Source organism: Microbulbifer okhotskensis (assembly GCF_023895975.1).
Taxonomy (GTDB): Bacteria; Pseudomonadota; Gammaproteobacteria; order Pseudomonadales; family Cellvibrionaceae; genus Microbulbifer; species Microbulbifer okhotskensis.
Genome location: NZ_JALBWM010000028.1, coordinates 1 through 19,212, shown reverse-complemented (window position 1 = coordinate 19,212; position 19,212 = coordinate 1). Strand labels below are relative to the sequence as shown.

At 51.4% G+C, this 19,212-nt stretch carries 17 protein-coding genes; 10 read left to right on the top strand and 7 right to left on the bottom strand.

Features of this window, described 5'->3' with window-relative positions:
• Window positions 1-127 precede the first annotated feature (127 nt).
• The 3 genes from MO867_RS08820 (at window position 128) to MO867_RS08810 (ending at window position 3,568) form a co-directional block, all read left to right on the top strand.
• On the top strand, window positions 128-985 hold the full coding sequence (locus tag MO867_RS08820; RefSeq protein ID WP_252465983.1) for a 6-carboxytetrahydropterin synthase: 858 nt from the start codon (window positions 128-130) through the stop codon (window positions 983-985).
• 175 nt (window positions 986-1,160) lie between these two features.
• Complete coding sequence (locus MO867_RS08815) at window positions 1,161-1,877, top strand: 16S rRNA (uracil(1498)-N(3))-methyltransferase (RefSeq protein ID WP_252465982.1); 717 nt, start codon at window positions 1,161-1,163, stop codon at window positions 1,875-1,877.
• Between the two features lie 338 nt (window positions 1,878-2,215).
• The gene (locus MO867_RS08810; RefSeq protein ID WP_252465981.1) at window positions 2,216-3,568 is read left to right on the top strand and encodes a phosphate ABC transporter substrate-binding/OmpA family protein; all 1,353 of its coding nucleotides are present in this window, start codon (window positions 2,216-2,218) and stop codon (window positions 3,566-3,568) included.
• A 290-nt stretch (window positions 3,569-3,858) separates the two neighbouring features.
• Here MO867_RS08810 and ald read toward each other — a convergent pair whose 3' ends face one another.
• Entirely contained in the window at window positions 3,859-5,004 is a 1,146-nt protein-coding gene (gene ald, locus MO867_RS08805) for an alanine dehydrogenase (protein ID WP_252465980.1), read from the bottom strand.
• 194 nt (window positions 5,005-5,198) lie between these two features.
• Between ald and MO867_RS08800 the strand changes: the two genes are divergently transcribed.
• The gene (locus MO867_RS08800) at window positions 5,199-5,684 is read left to right on the top strand and encodes an Lrp/AsnC ligand binding domain-containing protein (protein WP_252465979.1); all 486 of its coding nucleotides are present in this window, start codon (window positions 5,199-5,201) and stop codon (window positions 5,682-5,684) included.
• Between the two features lie 63 nt (window positions 5,685-5,747).
• Here MO867_RS08800 and MO867_RS08795 read toward each other — a convergent pair whose 3' ends face one another.
• The 3 genes from MO867_RS08795 to putP form a co-directional block, all read right to left on the bottom strand.
• A complete protein-coding gene (locus MO867_RS08795; protein ID WP_252465978.1) occupies window positions 5,748-6,212 on the bottom strand; it encodes an Mpo1 family 2-hydroxy fatty acid dioxygenase in 465 nt (154 codons plus the stop codon).
• A 108-nt stretch (window positions 6,213-6,320) separates the two neighbouring features.
• Window positions 6,321-6,833 carry a macro domain-containing protein gene (locus MO867_RS08790; protein WP_252465977.1) on the bottom strand — a complete coding sequence of 171 codons (513 nt, stop codon included), beginning with the start codon at window positions 6,831-6,833 and terminating at the stop codon, window positions 6,321-6,323.
• Window positions 6,834-6,984: 151 nt separating this feature from the next.
• Entirely contained in the window at window positions 6,985-8,451 is a 1,467-nt protein-coding gene (gene putP / locus MO867_RS08785; protein ID WP_252465976.1) for a sodium/proline symporter PutP, read from the bottom strand.
• A gap of 210 nt (window positions 8,452-8,661) precedes the next feature.
• Here putP and MO867_RS08780 point away from each other — a divergent pair, with 210 nt between their 5' ends.
• Window positions 8,662-9,267, top strand: coding sequence for a hypothetical protein (locus tag MO867_RS08780; protein ID WP_252465975.1), 606 nt, complete (start codon window positions 8,662-8,664; stop codon window positions 9,265-9,267).
• On the opposite strand, the gene ttcA is transcribed toward MO867_RS08780, so the two are convergent.
• Entirely contained in the window at window positions 9,152-10,069 is a 918-nt protein-coding gene (gene ttcA, locus MO867_RS08775) for a tRNA 2-thiocytidine(32) synthetase TtcA (RefSeq protein WP_252465974.1), read from the bottom strand. The genes MO867_RS08780 and ttcA overlap by 116 nt on opposite strands.
• Window positions 10,070-10,190: 121 nt before the next feature.
• Window positions 10,191-10,859, bottom strand: coding sequence for an arylesterase (locus MO867_RS08770; RefSeq protein WP_252465973.1), 669 nt, complete (start codon window positions 10,857-10,859; stop codon window positions 10,191-10,193).
• 45 nt (window positions 10,860-10,904) lie between these two features.
• Here MO867_RS08770 and MO867_RS08765 point away from each other — a divergent pair, with 45 nt between their 5' ends.
• From MO867_RS08765 to MO867_RS08750, 4 genes are all read left to right on the top strand, one after another.
• Window positions 10,905-11,627, top strand: a complete 723-nt coding sequence (locus MO867_RS08765) for an ABC transporter ATP-binding protein (RefSeq protein ID WP_252465972.1) — start codon at window positions 10,905-10,907, stop codon at window positions 11,625-11,627.
• The gene (locus tag MO867_RS08760; RefSeq protein ID WP_252465971.1) at window positions 11,627-14,077 is read left to right on the top strand and encodes an ABC transporter permease; all 2,451 of its coding nucleotides are present in this window, start codon (window positions 11,627-11,629) and stop codon (window positions 14,075-14,077) included. The genes MO867_RS08765 and MO867_RS08760 overlap by 1 nt, the downstream gene beginning before the upstream one ends.
• A gap of 40 nt (window positions 14,078-14,117) precedes the next feature.
• Window positions 14,118-15,389 (top strand): adenosylmethionine--8-amino-7-oxononanoate transaminase, encoded by a 1,272-nt coding sequence (gene bioA / locus MO867_RS08755; RefSeq protein ID WP_252465970.1) that lies wholly within the window; start codon window positions 14,118-14,120, stop codon window positions 15,387-15,389.
• A gap of 407 nt (window positions 15,390-15,796) precedes the next feature.
• A complete protein-coding gene (locus tag MO867_RS08750; RefSeq protein ID WP_252465969.1) occupies window positions 15,797-16,207 on the top strand; it encodes a DUF6746 family protein in 411 nt (136 codons plus the stop codon).
• A 137-nt stretch (window positions 16,208-16,344) separates the two neighbouring features.
• Here MO867_RS08750 and csrA read toward each other — a convergent pair whose 3' ends face one another.
• A complete protein-coding gene (gene csrA, locus MO867_RS08745; RefSeq protein ID WP_252465968.1) occupies window positions 16,345-16,533 on the bottom strand; it encodes a carbon storage regulator CsrA in 189 nt (62 codons plus the stop codon).
• Window positions 16,534-17,896: 1,363 nt separating this feature from the next.
• On the opposite strand from csrA, the gene MO867_RS08740 reads away from it, so the two are divergent.
• Window positions 17,897-19,123, top strand: a complete 1,227-nt coding sequence (locus tag MO867_RS08740) for a hypothetical protein (RefSeq protein WP_252465967.1) — start codon at window positions 17,897-17,899, stop codon at window positions 19,121-19,123.
• Window positions 19,124-19,212 lie beyond the last annotated feature (89 nt).

Below are 19,212 nucleotides of genomic sequence, written 5' to 3'. Positions count from 1 at the left end.
CCATAACGATCTTCAGTACAGGTGCATCCGAAGAGGGCGCGATTATAGAGGTATAAACGCATAAGTTCCAGTCCTATTAACAGGTTATAATAATCGACCACTATCTCATCCCTGCAAAGAGTTACCCATGCACTTGTTTGTCGATAATTTAACCAACGTTGACTTCAGCTACCTCGACCACTCGCGCGGCCTGGTCGGAGAGACCTGGTTAGCGGACGCTGCTCTTGATGGCGCCCTGGATGAACAGGGCATGGTTTGCGATTTTGGTGTGGTGAAAAAGACCCTTCGCCATTGGCTCGATGACCAGCTTGACCATCGCCTACTTGTTCCCACACTGTCCCCTCACCTGTCGATTAATCACAGTGAAGGGCATGTCAATCTGGACTGGTTACTAGGCAGCGGGGAATCCATTTCTGTATCAGGCCCCGAGCAGGCTTTCGCTCTAGTGGAGACTGAGGAAATCAAAACAGACAGCGTCGCCATCTGGAGCGTTCAACAGCTGGCCAACTCATTCCCCGCCAGTGTTGAACAATTAAAGCTCTCTTTTCATAGTGAATGCATTGAAGACGCCTTTTACCACTATAGCCACGGCCTGAAAAAACATCTCGGCAATTGCCAGCGCATCGCCCACGGCCACCGCTCGCGTATCCAGGTCTTTATCAACGGTCGACGCAGTGCAGAGAAAGAAAAGGACTGGGCCAAACGCTGGGAAGATATCTACGTGGGAACCCGTGAAGATTTGAGCTCAACCCGCCCGGGAAAACACGGCGAAGAAATTCTGAATTTTGCCTATCAGGCACAGCAGGGAGACTTCACTCTTTCCATACCTGCAGCTCTCTGCGAAATTATCGACTGCGACACTACGGTGGAGCAACTTGCTCAATATATTGCAAACACCCTGGGTACAGAAGAACCGGGCCAAGAGATTACTGTGCGCGCCTATGAGGGTATTGGCAAAGGCGCTATCGCCTCTGCCAAATATTAAACACGATGCCGCAATAAAAACCTACGAGCCCGAACAGAGATGCTCGGGCCGTAAATCAAACTACTGAGCGCTTGATTTGTTGTGGGCGGGGCAACGGGCAACCCCGGCTTGAAAAAGACACAAAAGGCCTTTCCAATAGCCCGATAGTAAACCGACCTCTCAAGGCGACCTGATTTTGAACCTGATTGTTTTACAAGAGCACGATTTTATCGGCCCCGACCTTGTGCGGCTGTCCGGCCGCCAGCTTGAGCATATTTCCCAGGTACACAAAGCGACGATCGGACAACAACTCCGTATCGGAATGCTCAACGGGAAGATAGGCCATGGCAAAGTCGTCTCTCTTAGCGATAGCCATATCGAAATTCAGGTAGAACTCCTAACCCCCCCACCAGAGCCGCTGCCACTCACACTGATATTGGCCCTGCCCCGCCCGAAAATGCTTAAGCGAGTGATTCAACACCTCACCTCGCTCGGAGTTAAAAAGCTGATCCTGCTCAATAGCTATCGCGTGGAAAAATCGTACTGGCAAACTCCCTGGCTAAAAGAGGACAAATTGTTCGATCAATGTCTGCTGGGACTGGAGCAGGCAGTCGATACTCAGATGCCCGAAATCCTATTGCGCAAACGGTTTAAGCCATTTGTCGAGGACGAACTGCCGGACATGGCAAGCCAAACCCGTAAACTGGTCGCACACCCGGTGGGAGGAGAGGCCTGTCCAGTGAATATCGACGAGCCCACCACTCTGGCGATAGGCCCCGAGGGTGGCTTTATCGACTATGAGGTAAAAAAGCTCCAAGAGGCAGGCTTCAAATCTGTACATCTCGGGCCACGTATTTTACGCGTTGAAACCGCACTACCAGTGCTGGTGAGCCGGCTATTTCCTGCTACATAAAACTCAAACCCTAAGATTCCCGGAAAGCGACTGAAATATTCAGCAACGAATGAAGGCCTGTCTATAGGCCTTCATTGAACCTTCCTACCGTGTAAACCGTAAGCTCCCCCTCTAGCAGATTGAGCGCCGGTTATACCCTCCTTTAGGTGACATGCATCGGCGTGTAATTTTATAAATTCTTCACCCTATGTACTTTATTTGTTCAAATAAAATCCAGTACAGTTTACGATTTCATGGCAATGAGACATTTGCACGCTTTACTAATCAAGATTTCATTATTTTGTAATAAAAAAGCCATACTTTGCGCCCTCGTTTTACCACCCTACGGTCGAGTTACTATGAGCGTATTCTTTAGTCGGTTAAAGCAAGCATTCATTCTCCTTACGGGAATGACACTGACAACGGCTGTTTCAGCAGCGCTGCCCAGCTTCAATCCCGCAACATCGAGCCTACTTTTTACTATGCATGGCTCAAATACGATTGGTGCGAAGCTGGCACCCAATCTAATTAATGACTATCTGAACGCGAAGGGAGGCAGTAATATCAAAATCATTCCTCTGGAAAGAGAGAATGAAATACGAGTGCAAGCAACCCTAGATGGTAGAAGTGTTCATGTTGACATTGCCGCTCATGGTTCAAGCACTGGCTTTAGAGCACTGGAGCGATCACAGGCCGATATCGCTATGGCATCAAGGCCAATAAAAAGCAAAGAGCAGCAAGCCTTGAGCCATTTCGGTGATATGCGCAGCAATCGTGCAGAGCATGTTATTGCCATCGACGGCTTAGCAATTATTGTCCATCGAAAGAATCCTGTTCACAAATTGACACTACAGCAAATTGCAGCAATTTTTGCTGGAAAAATCACCAACTGGTCTCAACTTGGCGGCCAGAACGGCCGTATCAAGGTTCTGGCGCGGGACAATCAATCCGGTACCTGGGATACCTTCAAGAGCTTAATCCTCGGCAAGAACTACTCCCTCACGCCGAGTGCCGCACGCTTTGAATCCAATGATCAACTGTCTGACCGCGTATCGGCGGACGCCAACAGTATTGGTTTTGTCGGGCTGGCCTCAATCAGGCAGGCCAAAGCAATCGCAGTTTCTGATGGAAACACCCAACCACAAGCTCCTGAACATCTCACCATTGCAACTGAAGATTATCCCCTCTCTCGCCGCCTGTTTTTATACACAGCCGCCTATGCTGTAAAACCCGCAGCACAAGAGTTCCTACAATTCGTGCAAAGTGAGCAGGGCCAAGAGCAAGTCAAAACGACCGGGTTTGTCGCACAAACACCGATCGGAGTAAAAGCAGAGGCAAACCGCGATGGCCCCAGCGAATATCTAGAACTTACGAAAAATGCGGAACGCCTGAGTATTAATGTCCGCTTTTCAGAGGGCAGCGCCTCTCTGGATAATAAAGCTCAGCAGGACATCCAGCGCCTGGTGCATTTTATGCAGAAGCCGGAGAACCGCGATAGGCGTCTACTGCTAATTGGCTTTGGCGATAAAAAAGTCAGCAGGGAACGCTCCGTCGTACTTTCAAAACTACGTGCAGCCACCGTTCGCTCGGCCCTGAGGGATCACCAGATTAACACTGCCCCGGTGCAGGGGTTCGGTGCCTACTTGCCCGTTGCCTCTAACACTTCCAGCTCAAAGATTAAAAATCGCCGAGTGGAAATCTGGGTTATCTAAACGGACCCATCGGATGAGCTAAATACCAGCAAGCAAAGGTTGGCGAGGTACAAGGATGTCCCTCAGCGTCCGTATTTAGCTTTCCGCAAGCTGAACACTCCCCACCTGAAATTTTTTCCCCGCATAAAAAAACCGCGTAATAACGCGGCTATCAATATAGTGGCATCCGCCACCAGGTCTCACAGAGAGGAACGCCAATGAGCGCTCCGGGGGAAACTTCCCAAAACAAGCGCGTTACCGCTTATCTCTATCTATTCAAGTTGTGGCCGCCTGAAGCGGCCACATAATCATCAGGCTACCGCGTCTTCAGCGACCGCTTTTTTCTGCAGCGCCAGCTTCGGGTCGACAAATTCATAGCCGAGTACATCTGCTACCGCCTGGTAAGTCACCATACCGGCGTGAACATTCAGACCTTCTAATAAGTTGGCATCGTCGAGCAGCGCTTGCTTCGCGCCCTTGTTTGCAAGAGCTACGGCGTAAGGCAAAGTGGCATTGTTCAAGGCCATAGTAGAGGTACGGGCTACACCACCGGGCATATTAGCGACACAGTAGTGAACGACACCATCAACCACATATGTTGGCTCTTGGTGGGTGGTAGCTTTAGAGGTTTCAAAGCAACCGCCCTGGTCAATAGCTACGTCTGCGACAACCGCACCTTTCTTCATACGGCTGATAATATCGCGAGTCAGCAATTTTGGCGCTGCGGCGCCGGGAATCAATACCGCACCGACCACTAAATCAGCTTGGAGAGCGTGTTTTTCAATGGCATCGTTGGTTGAGTACTCGGTGCGTACTGCGCCACCAAAGATGTCGTCCAGCTGGCGCAGACGCGGCAGCGAGCGATCCAGAATAGTGACATCTGCACCCATACCCAGCGCCATTTTTGCTGCGTTGGTACCGACAACACCGCCGCCAATAATAAGAACTCTGGCAGGAGCAACACCGGGCACACCACCGAGCAAGACACCTAGACCACCTTGAGCTTTCTCCAGGTGGTGCGCGCCACACTGTACCGACATACGGCCCGCGACTTCGGACATGGGAGCCAGCAAAGGCAAACCACCAAAGCGGTCGGTGACGGTTTCATAGGCAATGCAGGTAGCGCCAGACTTCACCAGTAACTCGGTTTGCTTGGGATCTGGAGCCAGGTGCAGGTAGGTGTATAAAACCTGTCCGGGGCGCAGCATTTCACACTCGTGGGGCTGAGGTTCTTTTACCTTGACGATCATATCGGCAGTGGCAAAAATGTCTTCCGGAGTATCGATAATCTTCGCGCCGGCCTGAACGTACATTTCGTCGGGAAAACCGATAGCAGCACCACCTTCCTTTTGCACGATAACCTGATGACCGTGGCCGATCAGTTCACGCACACTCGACGGCGTCAGGCCAATACGATACTCGTGGTTCTTAATCTCTTTAGGGACGCCAATCAACATTTTCCTTCTCCTCGCTCTCTGCGCTTGGTACTTCATATTCAACAGAAAGTACCTAATTTCTATGTTTTCCCCAGTATAAGGACAGATAACGAGTGGATATTTACTAAAATTTAAATAAAACTAGTGGAATCCACTAGTTAAACTATGGATACGATTAGTTTTTAATCGTATCGACCACTTCGGAGACAGGTGTTATGCGCAAGCGTGCGGGAGAACTCAGTACGATAGACCGGAACATACTGCGAGTATTACAAAAGAATGGGCGGACCAGTTACGCTGAACTTGCCCGACAAGTGGGGCTGACCGCGACCCCATGTGTTGAACGGGTCAAGCGTCTGGAGAATGATGGGATTATCCAGGGCTATACCGCACTCATAAACCCGGAGTTCTTAGATGCAGCCCTGGTTGTATTTGTACAGATCCGCTTAAACCGCTCCGCTCAGGACGCTTTCGAGGAGTTCCGCCACGCAGCGGCCGCTCTGCCAGAAGTACAGGAGTGCTATCTAGTCTCGGGTAATTTTGACTACCTGATTAAAGCCCGCGTTGCAGATATGAACGCCTATCGCAAGTTCTACGGCGAGACTCTGCTGACCCTACCGGAAGTGCAGGAATGCACCAGTTATGTGGTCATGGAGGAAGTAAAGGAAACCTTGGAAGTACCGGTTCACTACAACCGATAATAAATCATGACCGGTGAGAGACTCACACCACTCACCGGTAGAAAAGTGCCTCTCAGCTGCGAATCAGTACTGAATTCCCAGCTTACGGTAGATAAAACCAATCACCCAGGCAGGCCCGATCAATAGGAATTGAAGGTCTTTAAAGAAAGAGGGCTTTTTACCTTCAATGTGGTGGCCAATAAATTGAAATACCCACATCACCACAAAAAGTCCCAGCGCCGTCTGCCAAATGGGAACTCCCAAGCGCTCCAACAGCGACCAACCCCAGAAGCAAACGACTGTCAGAGCTGTCATTCCCAAGGCAATGGGGAAAGACAGAGCAAAGTAGAACAGCAGAATGGGTACCGTGATGACCACCGCCCAGTTCAGCCAAGGAATAGCCGCCATAAACTCCGGCTGTGGTATAGCCCACAGGAGTCCAGCTACGGTAGCGTAAATAACGGGGACGGCAATCCAGTGAATGGATTTGTTAATCGGGTTCTGGTGACTTTCACCATACTCTGAAAACCACTGCTGGGCACTGCGCATGACAGTCTCCTCTTTTCTTATATTGTTATTGTCAGGACAATAATAATCCCCAACCTGCCGATATCAATCAATGGCCTAAAATATCACCGAATAACTAAAGCGTGGTTTTTAGCGCCTAATGTAGGCTTCCAGCTGGGCAAGATAGAGATCGGCCATCTGCTCGTTAAGACAGCAAAATATAACCTGCTGCAGCGCCCCCTCCCTCTCTTGGTACTGTTGTACTTGCTCGACAGCCACTTCCACCGCCAACTCTGGTGGATAATCGTAGACACCGCAACTAATGGCGGGAAAGGCAATTGAACGCATGTTTTCCCGTCGAGCCAAAGCCAGACACTGCCGGTAACAACTGGAAAGCAACTCGGGCTCGCCCAAGTTACCACCGCGCCAAACCGGGCCGGCGGTGTGATAAATACGCTTTACAGGAATGGAGTAAGCGCCGGTAGCGCGTACCTCGCCAACAGGACAGGCGCCCAATTTACGGCAAGCCTCTTGCAGGGTGGGCCCCGCTGCGCGGTGGACGGCCCCATCGACACCACCGCCTCCCTGGAGGCGGCTGTTGGCAGCGTTGACGATTACATCGACATGTAATCGAGTGATATCACCGAGATGAACTTTAATCACTCAGCATCTCCAACCGCTATTTGAATAATTGCTGCGGATGGAAATCCCTTTCGCTTCACAACAGTCGCACCTTTGCCAGAGGTGCGCTCCCAGCGCGACCAGTCCGTTCAGGCCCAAGCAGATTGCTCGGTTTCCAGTCTGCCCTGCCCCCTCAACCAAGCAACTTTCGGTGCTGTGAGGCAACGGCTTCCGGGCATTTCGTCAGCGCGCTAACTAACACGATAGCAGCTGAAGAAAAAACGAACCCCGGAAGCAACTCATAAACATCAAAAATGCCCCCGGACAGTTTCTCCCAAATCACCACCGTCACGCCGCCAACCACGACCCCGACAATCGCGCCGGTGCCCGTCATACGAGACCAATAGAGGCTAATCAACAGTGCCGGCCCAAAAGCAGCGCCCAATCCCGCCCACGCATAGCTCACCACATCCAGTACTTTGGAGTCCGGGTCCATCGCGATCCACACCGCAATCAACGATAGGGCGACAACAGCCCAGCGCCCGACTTTAACCATGGCCTCCGGGCTGATCTCTCGCCCAAACCAAACATGGTATATATCTTCCGCCAGTGCCGCCGATGACACCAATAGCTGAGAATCTGCCGTGCTCATAATGGCAGACAGAATTGCCGCTAACAGAACACCGGCCACTACCGGGTGAAACAACACCTGCACCATCTCCATAAAGACAGTCTCCCCATCCGGCAGGCCCTGCTGAATTTCCAGGTGGGCAAAAAGACCCACCGCCATTGCACCAAGGAAACCCGCCAGTGACCACACCGCCGCCACTGTCGCCGCTGCGGGAATATCATTCGGGCTGCGCACCGCCATAAATCGCGCCAAAATATGTGGCTGCCCAAAGTATCCAAGGCCCCATGCGAGGGAACTGAGAATCGCCACTAGGCTCAATGTCTGTCCGGTGTTATCCGTCAGCCAATGGGTCAGTTGCGGCATCTCAGCCTGCAAACGGCTCCAACTGGTAGTAAATCCTCCCTGATCAGAGATAACAACCAGCGGCACCGCGATCAGAGCGGCACTCATTAGTAACCCCTGAAACACATCCGTCCAGGACACGGCCAGAAAACCGCCGAACAGGGTGTAAGAAATCACCGCTATAGCACCGATAATCACCGCCCAGCGGTAGTCCCAGCCAAATACGGTTTCAAACAACTTGCCGCCGGCAATCAGGCCCGAGGCCACATAAAAAAGAAAGAACAGCAAGATGAAAATCGCGCAGACCGTGCGCAGATAGGGGTGCCCCATTTTAAAACGGCGATGTAGATAAGCCGGAATCGTTAACGAGTCGTCCAACTTGTAAGTATAGATACGCAGGCGCCGCCCCATCGTCACCCAGCTCAAGACGATGCCCGAAAAAAGACCGATGGCGATCCAACCAGCGGAGAGTCCCGCTGCATAAGCCGCTCCGGGCAACCCCAGCAGCAACCAGCCACTCATATCTGATGCACCAGCAGAAAGGGCTGCCACCGCCGGCGGCAGGGAACGGCCGCCAAGGAAATAGTCACTGGCATTTTTAGTCCGCCGGTAAGCGTATATACCAATGACAACAATCAAAGCCAAATAGGCGACAAAAGTAAGGGCGATCAGCCACTCGGCGGACATAGGGGATTCCTTCTGATCAATGTGGAGTGGCGCTCAGCGCTGGAAAACCCTGCGTATCCCTGCTCAATTTCTGGCCAAAATGAGCTATAGGATGGGCACCACGTTGCAATTGTTATGTTTATTACGCGTAAATCTACCCATTAGGTGGCGCCGACTCAATCTGCAAACTAAATATATGTTGGGCACACTTACAGAAAAAAAGACAACACTATGGGCATTTGTCTGGATGAACTCCGACTCCAGGTTATCCGTCCAACCCTCAAACACTTGAGAGCCTGGAGCCAGGGCATGGAGAATCTACTTCTGGGAACTGCTGCCCAGGAGTCACAACTGGGCTTCCACCTCAAGCAGGGACGGCGACACGGGCTGGGCATTTACCAAATCCAGCCTCACACCCACCGGGAGATCTGGGACCAATACTTGATCGATCACCCCACCCTCGCCTCAAAAGTGCGGGGGCTGGCCAGTCAACGGGACTTTCTCGACCACCCCCACAGCGAACTGACCACCAACCTGCGCTATGCCACCGCCATTGCCTGGTTGATTTATCGGTCAGCCGATGTACACAAACTTCGGGAAACGGAAGCACCGGACGTGGCCAATATGGCACGCTTGTGGCACCAACACTTCCACCATGGGCCGAGTGCGAGTACCCGGGATTTTGAGTGCAGCTATGCACAGCTGGTCAGTGGAGCCGACCCTACAGATTCCGCGCCTCGATATACTGGGGCGCCGCTTCCTGAGCATCCTCCGGCGTCCAAGAATTCACCTGGCGCTGGATTGAATGGTCAGGACGCCCGGCAGCCGACGGCGTAGAGCGATCCAATAGCAGGTTTTCAAAGTCGTACATATCCCTGTCAGCCAGCTGTGACGGGGATATGCGGGTGGTGGCAGCAAAAATGTTCTCACTGCGCCCAGGGAATTTCTTATCCCACTCCTGCAGCATTTGTTTGATCGCCTGACGTTGCAGGTTTTCCTGACTGCCACACAGGTTACAGGGGATAATCGGGAACTGTTTATACTCAGCGTACCGGGCAATATCGGACTCGCGGCAGTAAGCCAGCGGGCGAATCACGATATTGCGCCCATCATCGGCGCGCAGCTTCGGCGGCATTGCCTTGAGACGGCCACCGTAGAACATATTCAGGAACAGGGTCTCGACGATATCGTCCTTATGATGACCCAAGGCCACCTTGGTGGCGCCAATCTCTTCGGCAAACCCGTACAAGGTACCGCGACGTAAGCGCGAACAAAGACTGCAGGTAGTCTTGCCTTCGGGCACCACCTCTTTAACCACCGAGTAAGTATCTTTCTCGACAACATGATGGGGAACGCCCAGGGACTGAAGGTATTCCGGCAAAATATGTTCGGGGAAACCCGGCTGCTTCTGGTCCATATTGACCGCCACCAGCTCAAAGTTAACCGGTGCTGTTTTCTGCAGGTTCAGCAGTATATCCAGCATGGCATAGGAATCCTTACCACCGGACAAACAGACCATAATCTTGTCGCCCTCTTCAATCATATTGAAGTCGGCGATAGCGCGGCCCACATGGCGGCGCAAGCGCTTCTGCAGCTTATTAAATTCGAGCCGCTCGCGGCGGTTTTCCAATTCGGGCATGGTGTCTCTCTAACTCATTCGCAACCAGTAACCAGGCCCACAACATCGGCACAAAAACCATTAACAGCGGGACCAGAGCCAGGCTTTCCTGTTCCTGGGGGCGCGATTGTACGCATTTCGATCACGGAGTACAGGGTTCGCCATCTCCCCTTCCCGCCAACAACGATTCCACGCAGGGCCAGACATGCTTCAATAGTGCGGGCTGCGCTTTTGCGGTGGGATGAATACCGTCGGATTGCATGGCGCCCTGCTCAAGAGCAACGGTCTCTAGGAAAAAGGGCACCAGTGCTACCGCTTCGGCCTGGGCCACTTTGGGAAAGACAGCGGCAAAGGCCTCGGTATAAGCGCGGCCATAGTTGGGAGGGATACGTATACCCAACAGCAACACCTCGGCACCGGAGTTTTTGGCCAGCTTTACCATCTGCTGCAGATTGCGCTGGAGGCTCTGTGGTGGATAACCCCGTAGACCATCGTTGCCACCCAGCTCCACAATCAACCATTGTGGACTGTGCTCTTTCATTAAACGCGGCAGCCGAGCCAGACCTCCCGCTGAGGTCTCTCCGCTGATACTGGCATTGACTACTTTTACCGGGCGTCCGTTTTCCTGCAAACGTACTTGAAGCAGGTTGACCCAACCCAACTCTTCATCAATGCCGTAGGCGGCACTGATGCTGTCACCCAAGATCAGCAGCGTCCCAGTACCGCCAGCACTCAATGCCACATTTGGGATCGACAGTAATAACGCCAAGCCAAATGGAAATAGTAGCCGCCGAAAAAAAGCTGTCGTCATGTCATACTCTCCAAAAATCTCGCGCATTCGCACAGGGAATACAGTATGTCCGCCATTCTCACCGCAGAAAACCTCTTTCACCAAGTCTCCACCAGTGAGGGACCACTGACCCTGTTAAACAATATCTCCCTCGAAGTCGCCCGCGGCGAGAGCCTCGCGGTAACAGGCGCCTCGGGTTCCGGTAAGTCCACTCTACTCGGCCTGCTGGCAGGGCTGGACAGACCCAGCGCAGGCAAAATCTGGCTGGCCGGGGATGAAATCAACGCTATGGACGAGGAACAGCGCGCCGCAGTACGCGCCCGCTGTGTGGGGTTCGTATTCCAGACTTTTCAACTGCTACCGGGACTTACAGCTCTGGAAAATGTGATGCTGCCCAGCGAATTGCGCGGCGAGCGCGGAGCGGCCAAGCGGGCAGAGGACTTTTTGGCCCGAGTTGGCCTGGAACCACGGCTGCGCCACTATCCGCGCCAATTGTCCGGTGGTGAGCAGCAGCGGGTTGCCATCGCCCGGGCCTTTGCCAGCTTCAGCAGCGAAGACGCTATTCTCTTTGCCGATGAACCCACCGGCAGCCTGGATGCGGGCAATGGCGCCAAAATTATCGACCTGCTGTTTAAGCTCAACGGGGAATCCAACACCACCCTGATATTGGTCACCCACGAGCAGCGACTCGCACAACGCTGCACATCTCACCTACATATGGCCGCCGGCGCAGTAGAATCCTACGCCCCCCTGTCCGATGGAGACAGCCTGTCGGAGGTATCCGCCTGATGCTACCTCTTCGATTACTATTGAGGGATTGGCGTGGCGGTGAGCTGGCGCTAATTGCCTCGGCCCTGATTCTGGCGGTTACCTGTGTCACCGCAATCGCTCACTTTACCGACCGCCTCACCCGCGCCATGGAGCAACAGTCCCTCACCTTCCTGGCGGCAGAGCGGGTACTGCGCAGCAGCAAGCCGGTGGATAGCGACTGGTTGGAAGAAGCCAATAGAAGGGGGCTGGAACAGGGCCAGATAATCCAGTTTTCGTCCATGGTGTCCGCCAACGACCAATTCCAGTTTGTCTCGGTCAAAGCCGTCGATAAAGGCTATCCGCTGGTGGGGCAACTGGAGATCCGCACCACCGTAGATGGCCCCACGGAAGTTGCGCCCCAGGGCCCGCCCCCCGGCGAAGCCTGGGTTGAATCCCGCCTGTTACCGCTGATGGAAATCCAACTCGGTGACAACCTCGCCCTCGGCGACACCCAACTGGCAGTAACCGCGCTGCTGGAGCGGGAGCCAGACCGGGGCACCAGCCTGTTTGATATGGGCGCGCGGGTTTTTGCCAATACCGCCGACCTCCCCGCCGCCGGCGTAATCCAGCCCGGCAGCCGGGTACGCTACCGCTATCTATTCGCCGGTGATGACCAGGCACTGAAAGAATACTTTGACTGGCTCAAACCCCAGTTAACCGAACACCAACGGGTACTGAATCTAAGCGAAGGCCAGCCCCGTGTCGCCTCCGCCCTGGACCGGGCCGAATCCTTCCTGTTTCTCGCCGCCAGCCTGGCGGTACTCCTGGCCAGTGTCGCTGTCGGCCTCGCCGCGCGCCGCTATGGACTGCGCCACGGTGCTTATGTGGCCGTAATGAAAAGCCTCGGCGCCGGACGCAACAAAATCCTCGGTATTTACCTGGGACAACTGGCCGCCCTGACCCTGATCGCCACCGCCATCGGGCTGACACTGGGCACCTTTATCCAGGCACAGGCCGTCAACCTGATGCAAGGGTTCTTTCCGGTACAACCTCCAGCCACCAGCTGGAGCCCACTGCTGATTGGCTTCGCCACCGGCCTCGCCTGCGCCCTGGGTTTCGCCCTGCCGCCACTTTTCCGTCTGGCCCGCACCGACCCGATGCAAACCCTACGGCACGACTGGAGTAACCCGGACAAGCGCGAATGGCTGGGACTGGTCCTCGGCCCCAGCGCCATGCTGCTATTGGTCTGGTGGCTGTCCGGCAACCTGTTGATGACCCTGGCGCTGTTCGTCGGCATGATGCTGTTGGTGGCCGGCAGCGCCCTGGTCAACCGGCTCCTGGTGCGCGGCAAGCTGGCCTCACTGGGAGGCGCCTGGCGTATTGCCCTGGGCAGCCTACAGCGCCGCGCCGCGTTCAATACCCTGCTGATCGCCGCTTTTGGCACCGGATTACTGGCCATGCTGGCCCTGGTATTTGCCCGCACCGCCCTGATTGATGAATGGCATATGCAACTGCCAGAGAAAGCGCCCAACCACTTCCTCCTGAATATCGCACCTCACGATGTACCAGCTATGGAAAATATGCTGGCACAGGGACAGGTGAGCAGCACCGAGTTTTACCCCATGGTGCGGGGCCGCCTGGTGGCCATTAATGGCACCTCGATCAAAGAGAAAAAAAACCGCCCCGGCGGCGTTCGCCGCGAGCTGAACCTGAGTTACACCAATACCCTGGCACCAGATAACCGTATCCTGGAAGGCGAATGGTGGGATAAGGCCAGCGAGGGCGTCTCGGTGGAAGTGGAACTGGCAGCACAACTGGAACTGTCGCTGGGAGACCAATTGCGCTTTTCCATCGGCGGGCTCGAAATGGAGGCCCCGGTGGCCAGCTTCCGCTCACTCGATTGGAACAGCATGCGGCCGAACTTCTATATGCTGTTCGCGCCGGGCACCATTGACGACCTCCCGGCCACCTATATCACCAGCTTTTACCTGCCACCGGAGGACAAGCTGCTGGTTAACGATCTGGTGCGCGCTTTCCCCAGTGTCAGCGTGATCGAGCTGGACAAGATTATCCAACGCATTCGCGACACCATTAACCAAGTCTCCTTCGCCATAGAGTCCGTTATGGCTCTGATGTTAATCGCTGGGGTTTTGGTGTTGATAGCCGGCGTGCGCGCCAGTATCGCCGAGCGATTGCAGGAGGCGGCAATTATCCGCACACTGGGAGGGCGCAGACGCCTGCTGCTGAAAAGCCTGATCGTGGAATTCGGACTGTTGGGCTTTGCCGCCGGATTGCTCGCCGCCATCGGTGCCGAAGCCACCCTGGCGGTGCTATCGCAGTGGGTATTCAAGCTGCCGCTGGTATTACATCCAGCCCTTTGGCTCACAGGGCCTCTTACCGGTGCTGCACTGGTTGGCACCGCCGGCACCCTGGCCTGTTACAGTTCCGTCAGCCAACCCCCGCTCAAAGTACTGCGGGAACTGGCTTAACCGGCGATTGCCGGCTCTAGAAAATAAAGATGTCGTTTTTATGGACCTGGATTTCGATCGCAAACATATTTGGCACCCCTACTCCTCCCTGATCGACCCGCCCCCGGTTTACCCGGTGGCCCGGGCCGAGGGAGTGCGACTCTACCTGGAAGACGGACGCGGCCTGATCGATGGTATGTCTTCCTGGTGGAGTGCCCTGCACGGCTACAATGTGCCCGAGTTAAACCAGGCCATGCGCGAACAGATGGACAAAATGTCCCACGTCATGTTCGGCGGCCTCACCCACGAACCGGCCATCGAACTGTGCAAAAAGCTGGTGGAAATCACTCCTCCCGGCCTCAACCGGGTCTTTCTCGCCGATTCCGGTTCTGTATCGGTAGAGGTGGCCATCAAAATGGCCATCCAATACTGGCACTCCCAGGGCAAGCCCCAAAAGAGCAAACTGCTCGCCCTGCGCAATGGCTATCACGGCGACACTTTTGGAGCCATGGCCACCTGTGATCCCATCACCGGCATGCACCACTTGTTTACCGGGCAACTGAGCCAGCACCTGTTTGCCCCAGCCCCACAGGTCCCCTTTGGCAGTACCTGTAGCGATCGCGATATCGCCGAACTGCGCCAGCAAGTAGAAGAGAACCGCGATCAACTGGCCGCGATTATTTTAGAGCCCATCGTCCAGGGCGCCGGGGGTATGCGTTTTTACTCAGCGGACTATTTGCGCCGGGTACGCGAACTCTGCGACGAACACGACCTGCTGCTAATCGCCGACGAAATTGCCACCGGCTTTGGCCGCAGCGGCAAACTGTTTGCCTGTGAACACGCCGATATTACCCCGGATATTCTCACCCTCGGCAAAGCCCTGACTGGCGGCACCATGACCCTCGCCGCCACCCTCTGCACCGATAAAGTCGCCGAAGGAATCTGCCAGGGAGAAGCTGGTGTTTTTATGCACGGCCCTACTTTTATGGGTAACCCCCTGGCATGCGCTGTCGCCGATGCCAGTATTCAACTGCTATTGAGCGGCCCCTGGCAGGAGCGAGTAACTGCGATTGAGCAGCAGATGACAGAACAGCTGGCCCCATTAAAATCCGCACAGAATGTCGCCGATGTGCGAACGCTTGGTGCTATCGGCGTAGTGGAAATGCGCGAGCCAGTAAAAATGGCCAAACTGCAGGAAGCACTCATCGAACGCGGCGTTTGGCTGCGCCCCTTTGGCAAACTGGTTTACGCCATGCCGCCCTATGTCATTTCTAAAGAAGACCTTAGCCAGTTAACTTCGGCCATGGTTGAGGTATTGGGAGAGCTTTCCTAACTTCTGCACTAATTGATTGGTGATGCCGGTCTCAATAATGCCGGATTAACCAGTTCTTTCTGCCAATAACCTACAGTGTTGCTACGGCAAATAGAGGGTTAACAGATCAAACTCCTTAACACGGAGGTCGCCTCTTCCCGGCTAAAGACCTCCGTTGTCCCCTCCCGCACGCCCCCCTCTCAGATTCAATTTCCTTAATCTTTGCAAACTTCGATCAGCCCGATCGGAATTTTTGCAAGAAGTGTTTTGAGCACCTAAAAATTCTTGCATCATGAATGGTAATGATAGATATTCTTATTTGCGATAGCGATCAAAATAGCCAAAATGATCACTGTTAAATGTTAGGCATTCACTTCGCCCGGTCAATGCCTTATCAACCCTAAGAGTTTGGGCGTTAGAGAGGAAAAATGAGAACTTTAATTGCATTACTTTTTGCGGTTACTTTTGCTACCGCGGCTCAAGCTAGCCCTGCATCAGGCGAAAAGCCCATCCAGCACTTTAAAGTAGCGAAAGTTACTTCGTTAAAGGATGCGAGAAAGATTTTTATTGAGAAAACAGAAGAAATTAAGAACAAGAAAAAGCTGAATCCTGCTGAGCTTCACCAGATACATGTCATCACCTACAGCCTCGAAAAAAGTGTTGAGTATTTCGCTGAGAACCTGAAGGGTGAAAGAAAGAAGCTGGCAAAAGACATTGCCGTTGTTGTGGAAAGTATCCATCTTAACTCCGAAAACAACCGTACAGAAAAGACCCGCAAGGATCTAAACCAATACTTCAAATTAGCCGACAAGTTTTCTGCCGGATTTAAGCATCACTAATAAAGCTCATTCCCGAGCCCAATCAGCGGCCCTATTCGCCGCAATTGGCTCGACTGAAAGCGCTAACTCACAGTAGCTAGCGCTTTCATGTCAACACCACTCGTTCATGGCTAAGCGCCACAGCCTCGATCAGATTTTCAACGATTCCCACTGCCCAGATTTCCTTCCTGTTTGATCCGCACATAAATCTCCTCGCGGTGTACGGACAGGGATTTGGGAGCAAGTATTCCTATCTTTACCTGATTGCCCTTAACTTCCAATACTGTGATTGAGACATTCGCTCCAATCCGTAAGTTCTCGCCTTTGCGGCGCTTTAAGATCAACATATTTTTTTCCTACGGGTATTCAAACCATGGGTAAGCCTTCCACGATGGGAAAGTTTGGAAAGTAACGGTTTGAGGAAATGAGGGTGGCGCGCGAGAACGGTAGGCATAGAAAAAGAAAAGGCAGACGCAACGCTCCCAGAGCTTGGGGAATCTCTCCAAGCCGCTGATTGTGCTCCACTTTATTGAAGACGAGCGGGTTTCTAGCGTACTATGCATATAGCCATCTTGATAGGACTGTTATCAATTTGGTTAGCTGGCCCCAGGTGTTCCAGCACCTAGGGCCAGCGCCTTTTACTGATTCTTACTTCACGCTACCGTTCTCCTTTGAGGGGGTGGTTTTTAGAAAATCCTTGGGTCTCTTGATTCTCTCGAATTGCTTTGGTCATCGGCCTTCAGAAGGCTGCTCAATGACGACCAAAATACCAATAAATATCTATCGATTTTACGTGGCTTTGACACTAAAACAAACCTAATAAAATCTAATAAGATTATTTTTGTGCCTATATTTTTTGTTATTGATTAGAGAAATTGCACTTGAGTGTAAAAATGGCCGTTTAGATTGGTACTCTTCATCGGTTCTCACGCTAGAGTTCAAAATAGTAAATTATTAATACCACTATTAGAAACGTCTTCCTTGTATTGATAAAAAAGATCTCTCGACAACTTAAGTATCTTACAGGCTTTGAAGGTATTACTGTGGAATTTAGGTGACCACCCTAAGAGTGGTGAGTGCACTACTCTCACCCAGTATTTAAGGCCAGGGCCAACTGGTACGATAACCCCAATCTGGAAATATACTATCCCAGAATGTCCACCAAGCGCTCTGGTTTTGTAGATGGTTTTGGGCAAATATTATCCATGACACTCTGATTTTGCTGCTTTTATATACAGCTTGTTGTTTTTCTGTGCCACAAATATCAAAGATCCAGATCAGCCGCACATATCCACAGAAAAATGGACGTTAACTTATAATCAACTTGTGGATATCCAAGATTTTTCAGCAGCCTTACTTTGTGGTTAAGCCACCTGCTAGGTGTGAGTTTAGGCAGCTTCGACAGTTAAATCTTGCTCTTTACATCAGAATTCAGAAGCAGCTTCTCCTATTTCTGGAAGAAAATGGCTAACTCATTGATTTACAACGCCCCCCTAAAATATATATAGCAGTGAGAGCACAGAATTATAAAGCAGCTGCTCTATATCTATACTTGCGCCTTTGTACCACATGGTTATAACTCATTTATTTTAAATGCTTTTTTGATCATTGGAGTGAATGGGCTTTGGAATTATAGAGAAGCGTGATATATAGATGCTCCTTTTGAATTAACTGTTATGTGGCAATAACTACCGAGAGCAAACGGAAGTCATGAATTTTAAAGAGTTTAAAACTACTACTGTTGATATATGGCATCAATACTTTGAGCACTTGTGGAAATTCATTGAAAATGGTCAGTTATACTTTGAAAACCAGAAAGATAATAAATTCCTATTCCCAAGCACAATAATATTTACAAAGACAAGCGAACATTACATTGCCGAATTTTTTGGGGCGAACGAAGAATATTGCGGTTTGAGCCCAAAAGATAATAAAGAAAAATCATCAGATAAGTATTTTTACCAGTTCACCCTATCAGATGATCATGAAAAAAAGGCGTTTATTACAGCTAAAAGTGGATCACTACAACTCCATGACATTCGTATTTCCATCGACTTCAATGAGAACAAGGTTAAGAAAAGATTTCCTCATTTTAATTTCATGGATTTTAGCACTGACGGAATAAATTCTACTAATACAGAAATCCCTTTTGCTCTTGGAGAGGATTTCCAACACGGATTAATGAGCAACTTCCTGCTTATCAACACAAAAGATAATTTTTACAGATTTAAATATATAATAAATTTGTCGATGACAAATAAACGTACTTCACAAAATGAATATAAGAAGCACTTGGAAGAAGAGCTTAACAAATCTTTGTCGAACAAAAAATTTTACGGATTAATTGTTTGTGATGGTGAAGAAGCAAAAAAAAGAATAATATCAAGCCAGTTTGCAAATATTTATTTGTCAAGTTTTCGAGAAACAGCCATCGGGGAGTATCTAAACAAACACCCTCAAATAGTAAAGGACGGACTTCGCTGTGAAAGCTTTTTGTATGAGAAAGAACTTGAATGGGCAGAAGGGAATTCCGACCCTAGTGAAAAAAGTATAATCCCTGATTTATTTTTGAAGAGAAAAAACGAAGATTTATATGATATTTGTGATTTAAAGCTTCCAAGACTGGATAAAAAATTGACAAAAGGAAAGCATAAACGAAGAAGATTTTATGACTATGTGTACGAAGGTGTGTGCCAGCTGGCGAACTATGAAGATTATTTTAATTTTGAAAAAAACAAAAGCCATGCATTAGAAAAACACAATATTCAGGTAAGTGAACCAAAGCTCTATTTAATAGTAGGGAATCATGAAAACTACAAAAGAGATGAAATAGAGGAAGCATCAAGAATGCTTAATAAGGCGCAAGATCTTGGTGAAAAATATATAATTATTGATTATGACACCCTAAATGCGATGTACTTATTCAATAAGATATAAACAAGATGTATGCATAGCGGTATATGCCCAGCACATAAATCGGGTAGCCGGTAGTTTCTAGCTACCGGCCCCCACACCACCCATCATGC

Coding starts and splice junctions, on each gene's coding strand:
- ttcA (WP_252465974.1), bottom strand. CDS start 10,069: ATGCCCGAATTGGAAAACCGCCGCGAGCGGCTCGAATTTAATAAGCTG.
- MO867_RS08750 (WP_252465969.1), top strand. CDS start 15,797: ATGAGAACTTTAATTGCATTACTTTTTGCGGTTACTTTTGCTACCGCG.
- ald (WP_252465980.1), bottom strand. CDS start 5,004: ATGTTGATTGGCGTCCCTAAAGAGATTAAGAACCACGAGTATCGTATT.
- MO867_RS08795 (WP_252465978.1), bottom strand. CDS start 6,212: ATGCGCAGTGCCCAGCAGTGGTTTTCAGAGTATGGTGAAAGTCACCAG.
- MO867_RS08740 (WP_252465967.1), top strand. CDS start 17,897: ATGAATTTTAAAGAGTTTAAAACTACTACTGTTGATATATGGCATCAA.
- MO867_RS08760 (WP_252465971.1), top strand. CDS start 11,627: ATGCTACCTCTTCGATTACTATTGAGGGATTGGCGTGGCGGTGAGCTG.
- MO867_RS08765 (WP_252465972.1), top strand. CDS start 10,905: ATGTCCGCCATTCTCACCGCAGAAAACCTCTTTCACCAAGTCTCCACC.
- MO867_RS08800 (WP_252465979.1), top strand. CDS start 5,199: ATGCGCAAGCGTGCGGGAGAACTCAGTACGATAGACCGGAACATACTG.
- MO867_RS08770 (WP_252465973.1), bottom strand. CDS start 10,859: ATGACGACAGCTTTTTTTCGGCGGCTACTATTTCCATTTGGCTTGGCG.
- csrA (WP_252465968.1), bottom strand. CDS start 16,533: ATGTTGATCTTAAAGCGCCGCAAAGGCGAGAACTTACGGATTGGAGCG.
- MO867_RS08810 (WP_252465981.1), top strand. CDS start 2,216: ATGAGCGTATTCTTTAGTCGGTTAAAGCAAGCATTCATTCTCCTTACG.
- putP (WP_252465976.1), bottom strand. CDS start 8,451: ATGTCCGCCGAGTGGCTGATCGCCCTTACTTTTGTCGCCTATTTGGCT.
- MO867_RS08820 (WP_252465983.1), top strand. CDS start 128: ATGCACTTGTTTGTCGATAATTTAACCAACGTTGACTTCAGCTACCTC.
- bioA (WP_252465970.1), top strand. CDS start 14,118: ATGGACCTGGATTTCGATCGCAAACATATTTGGCACCCCTACTCCTCC.
- MO867_RS08780 (WP_252465975.1), top strand. CDS start 8,662: ATGGGCATTTGTCTGGATGAACTCCGACTCCAGGTTATCCGTCCAACC.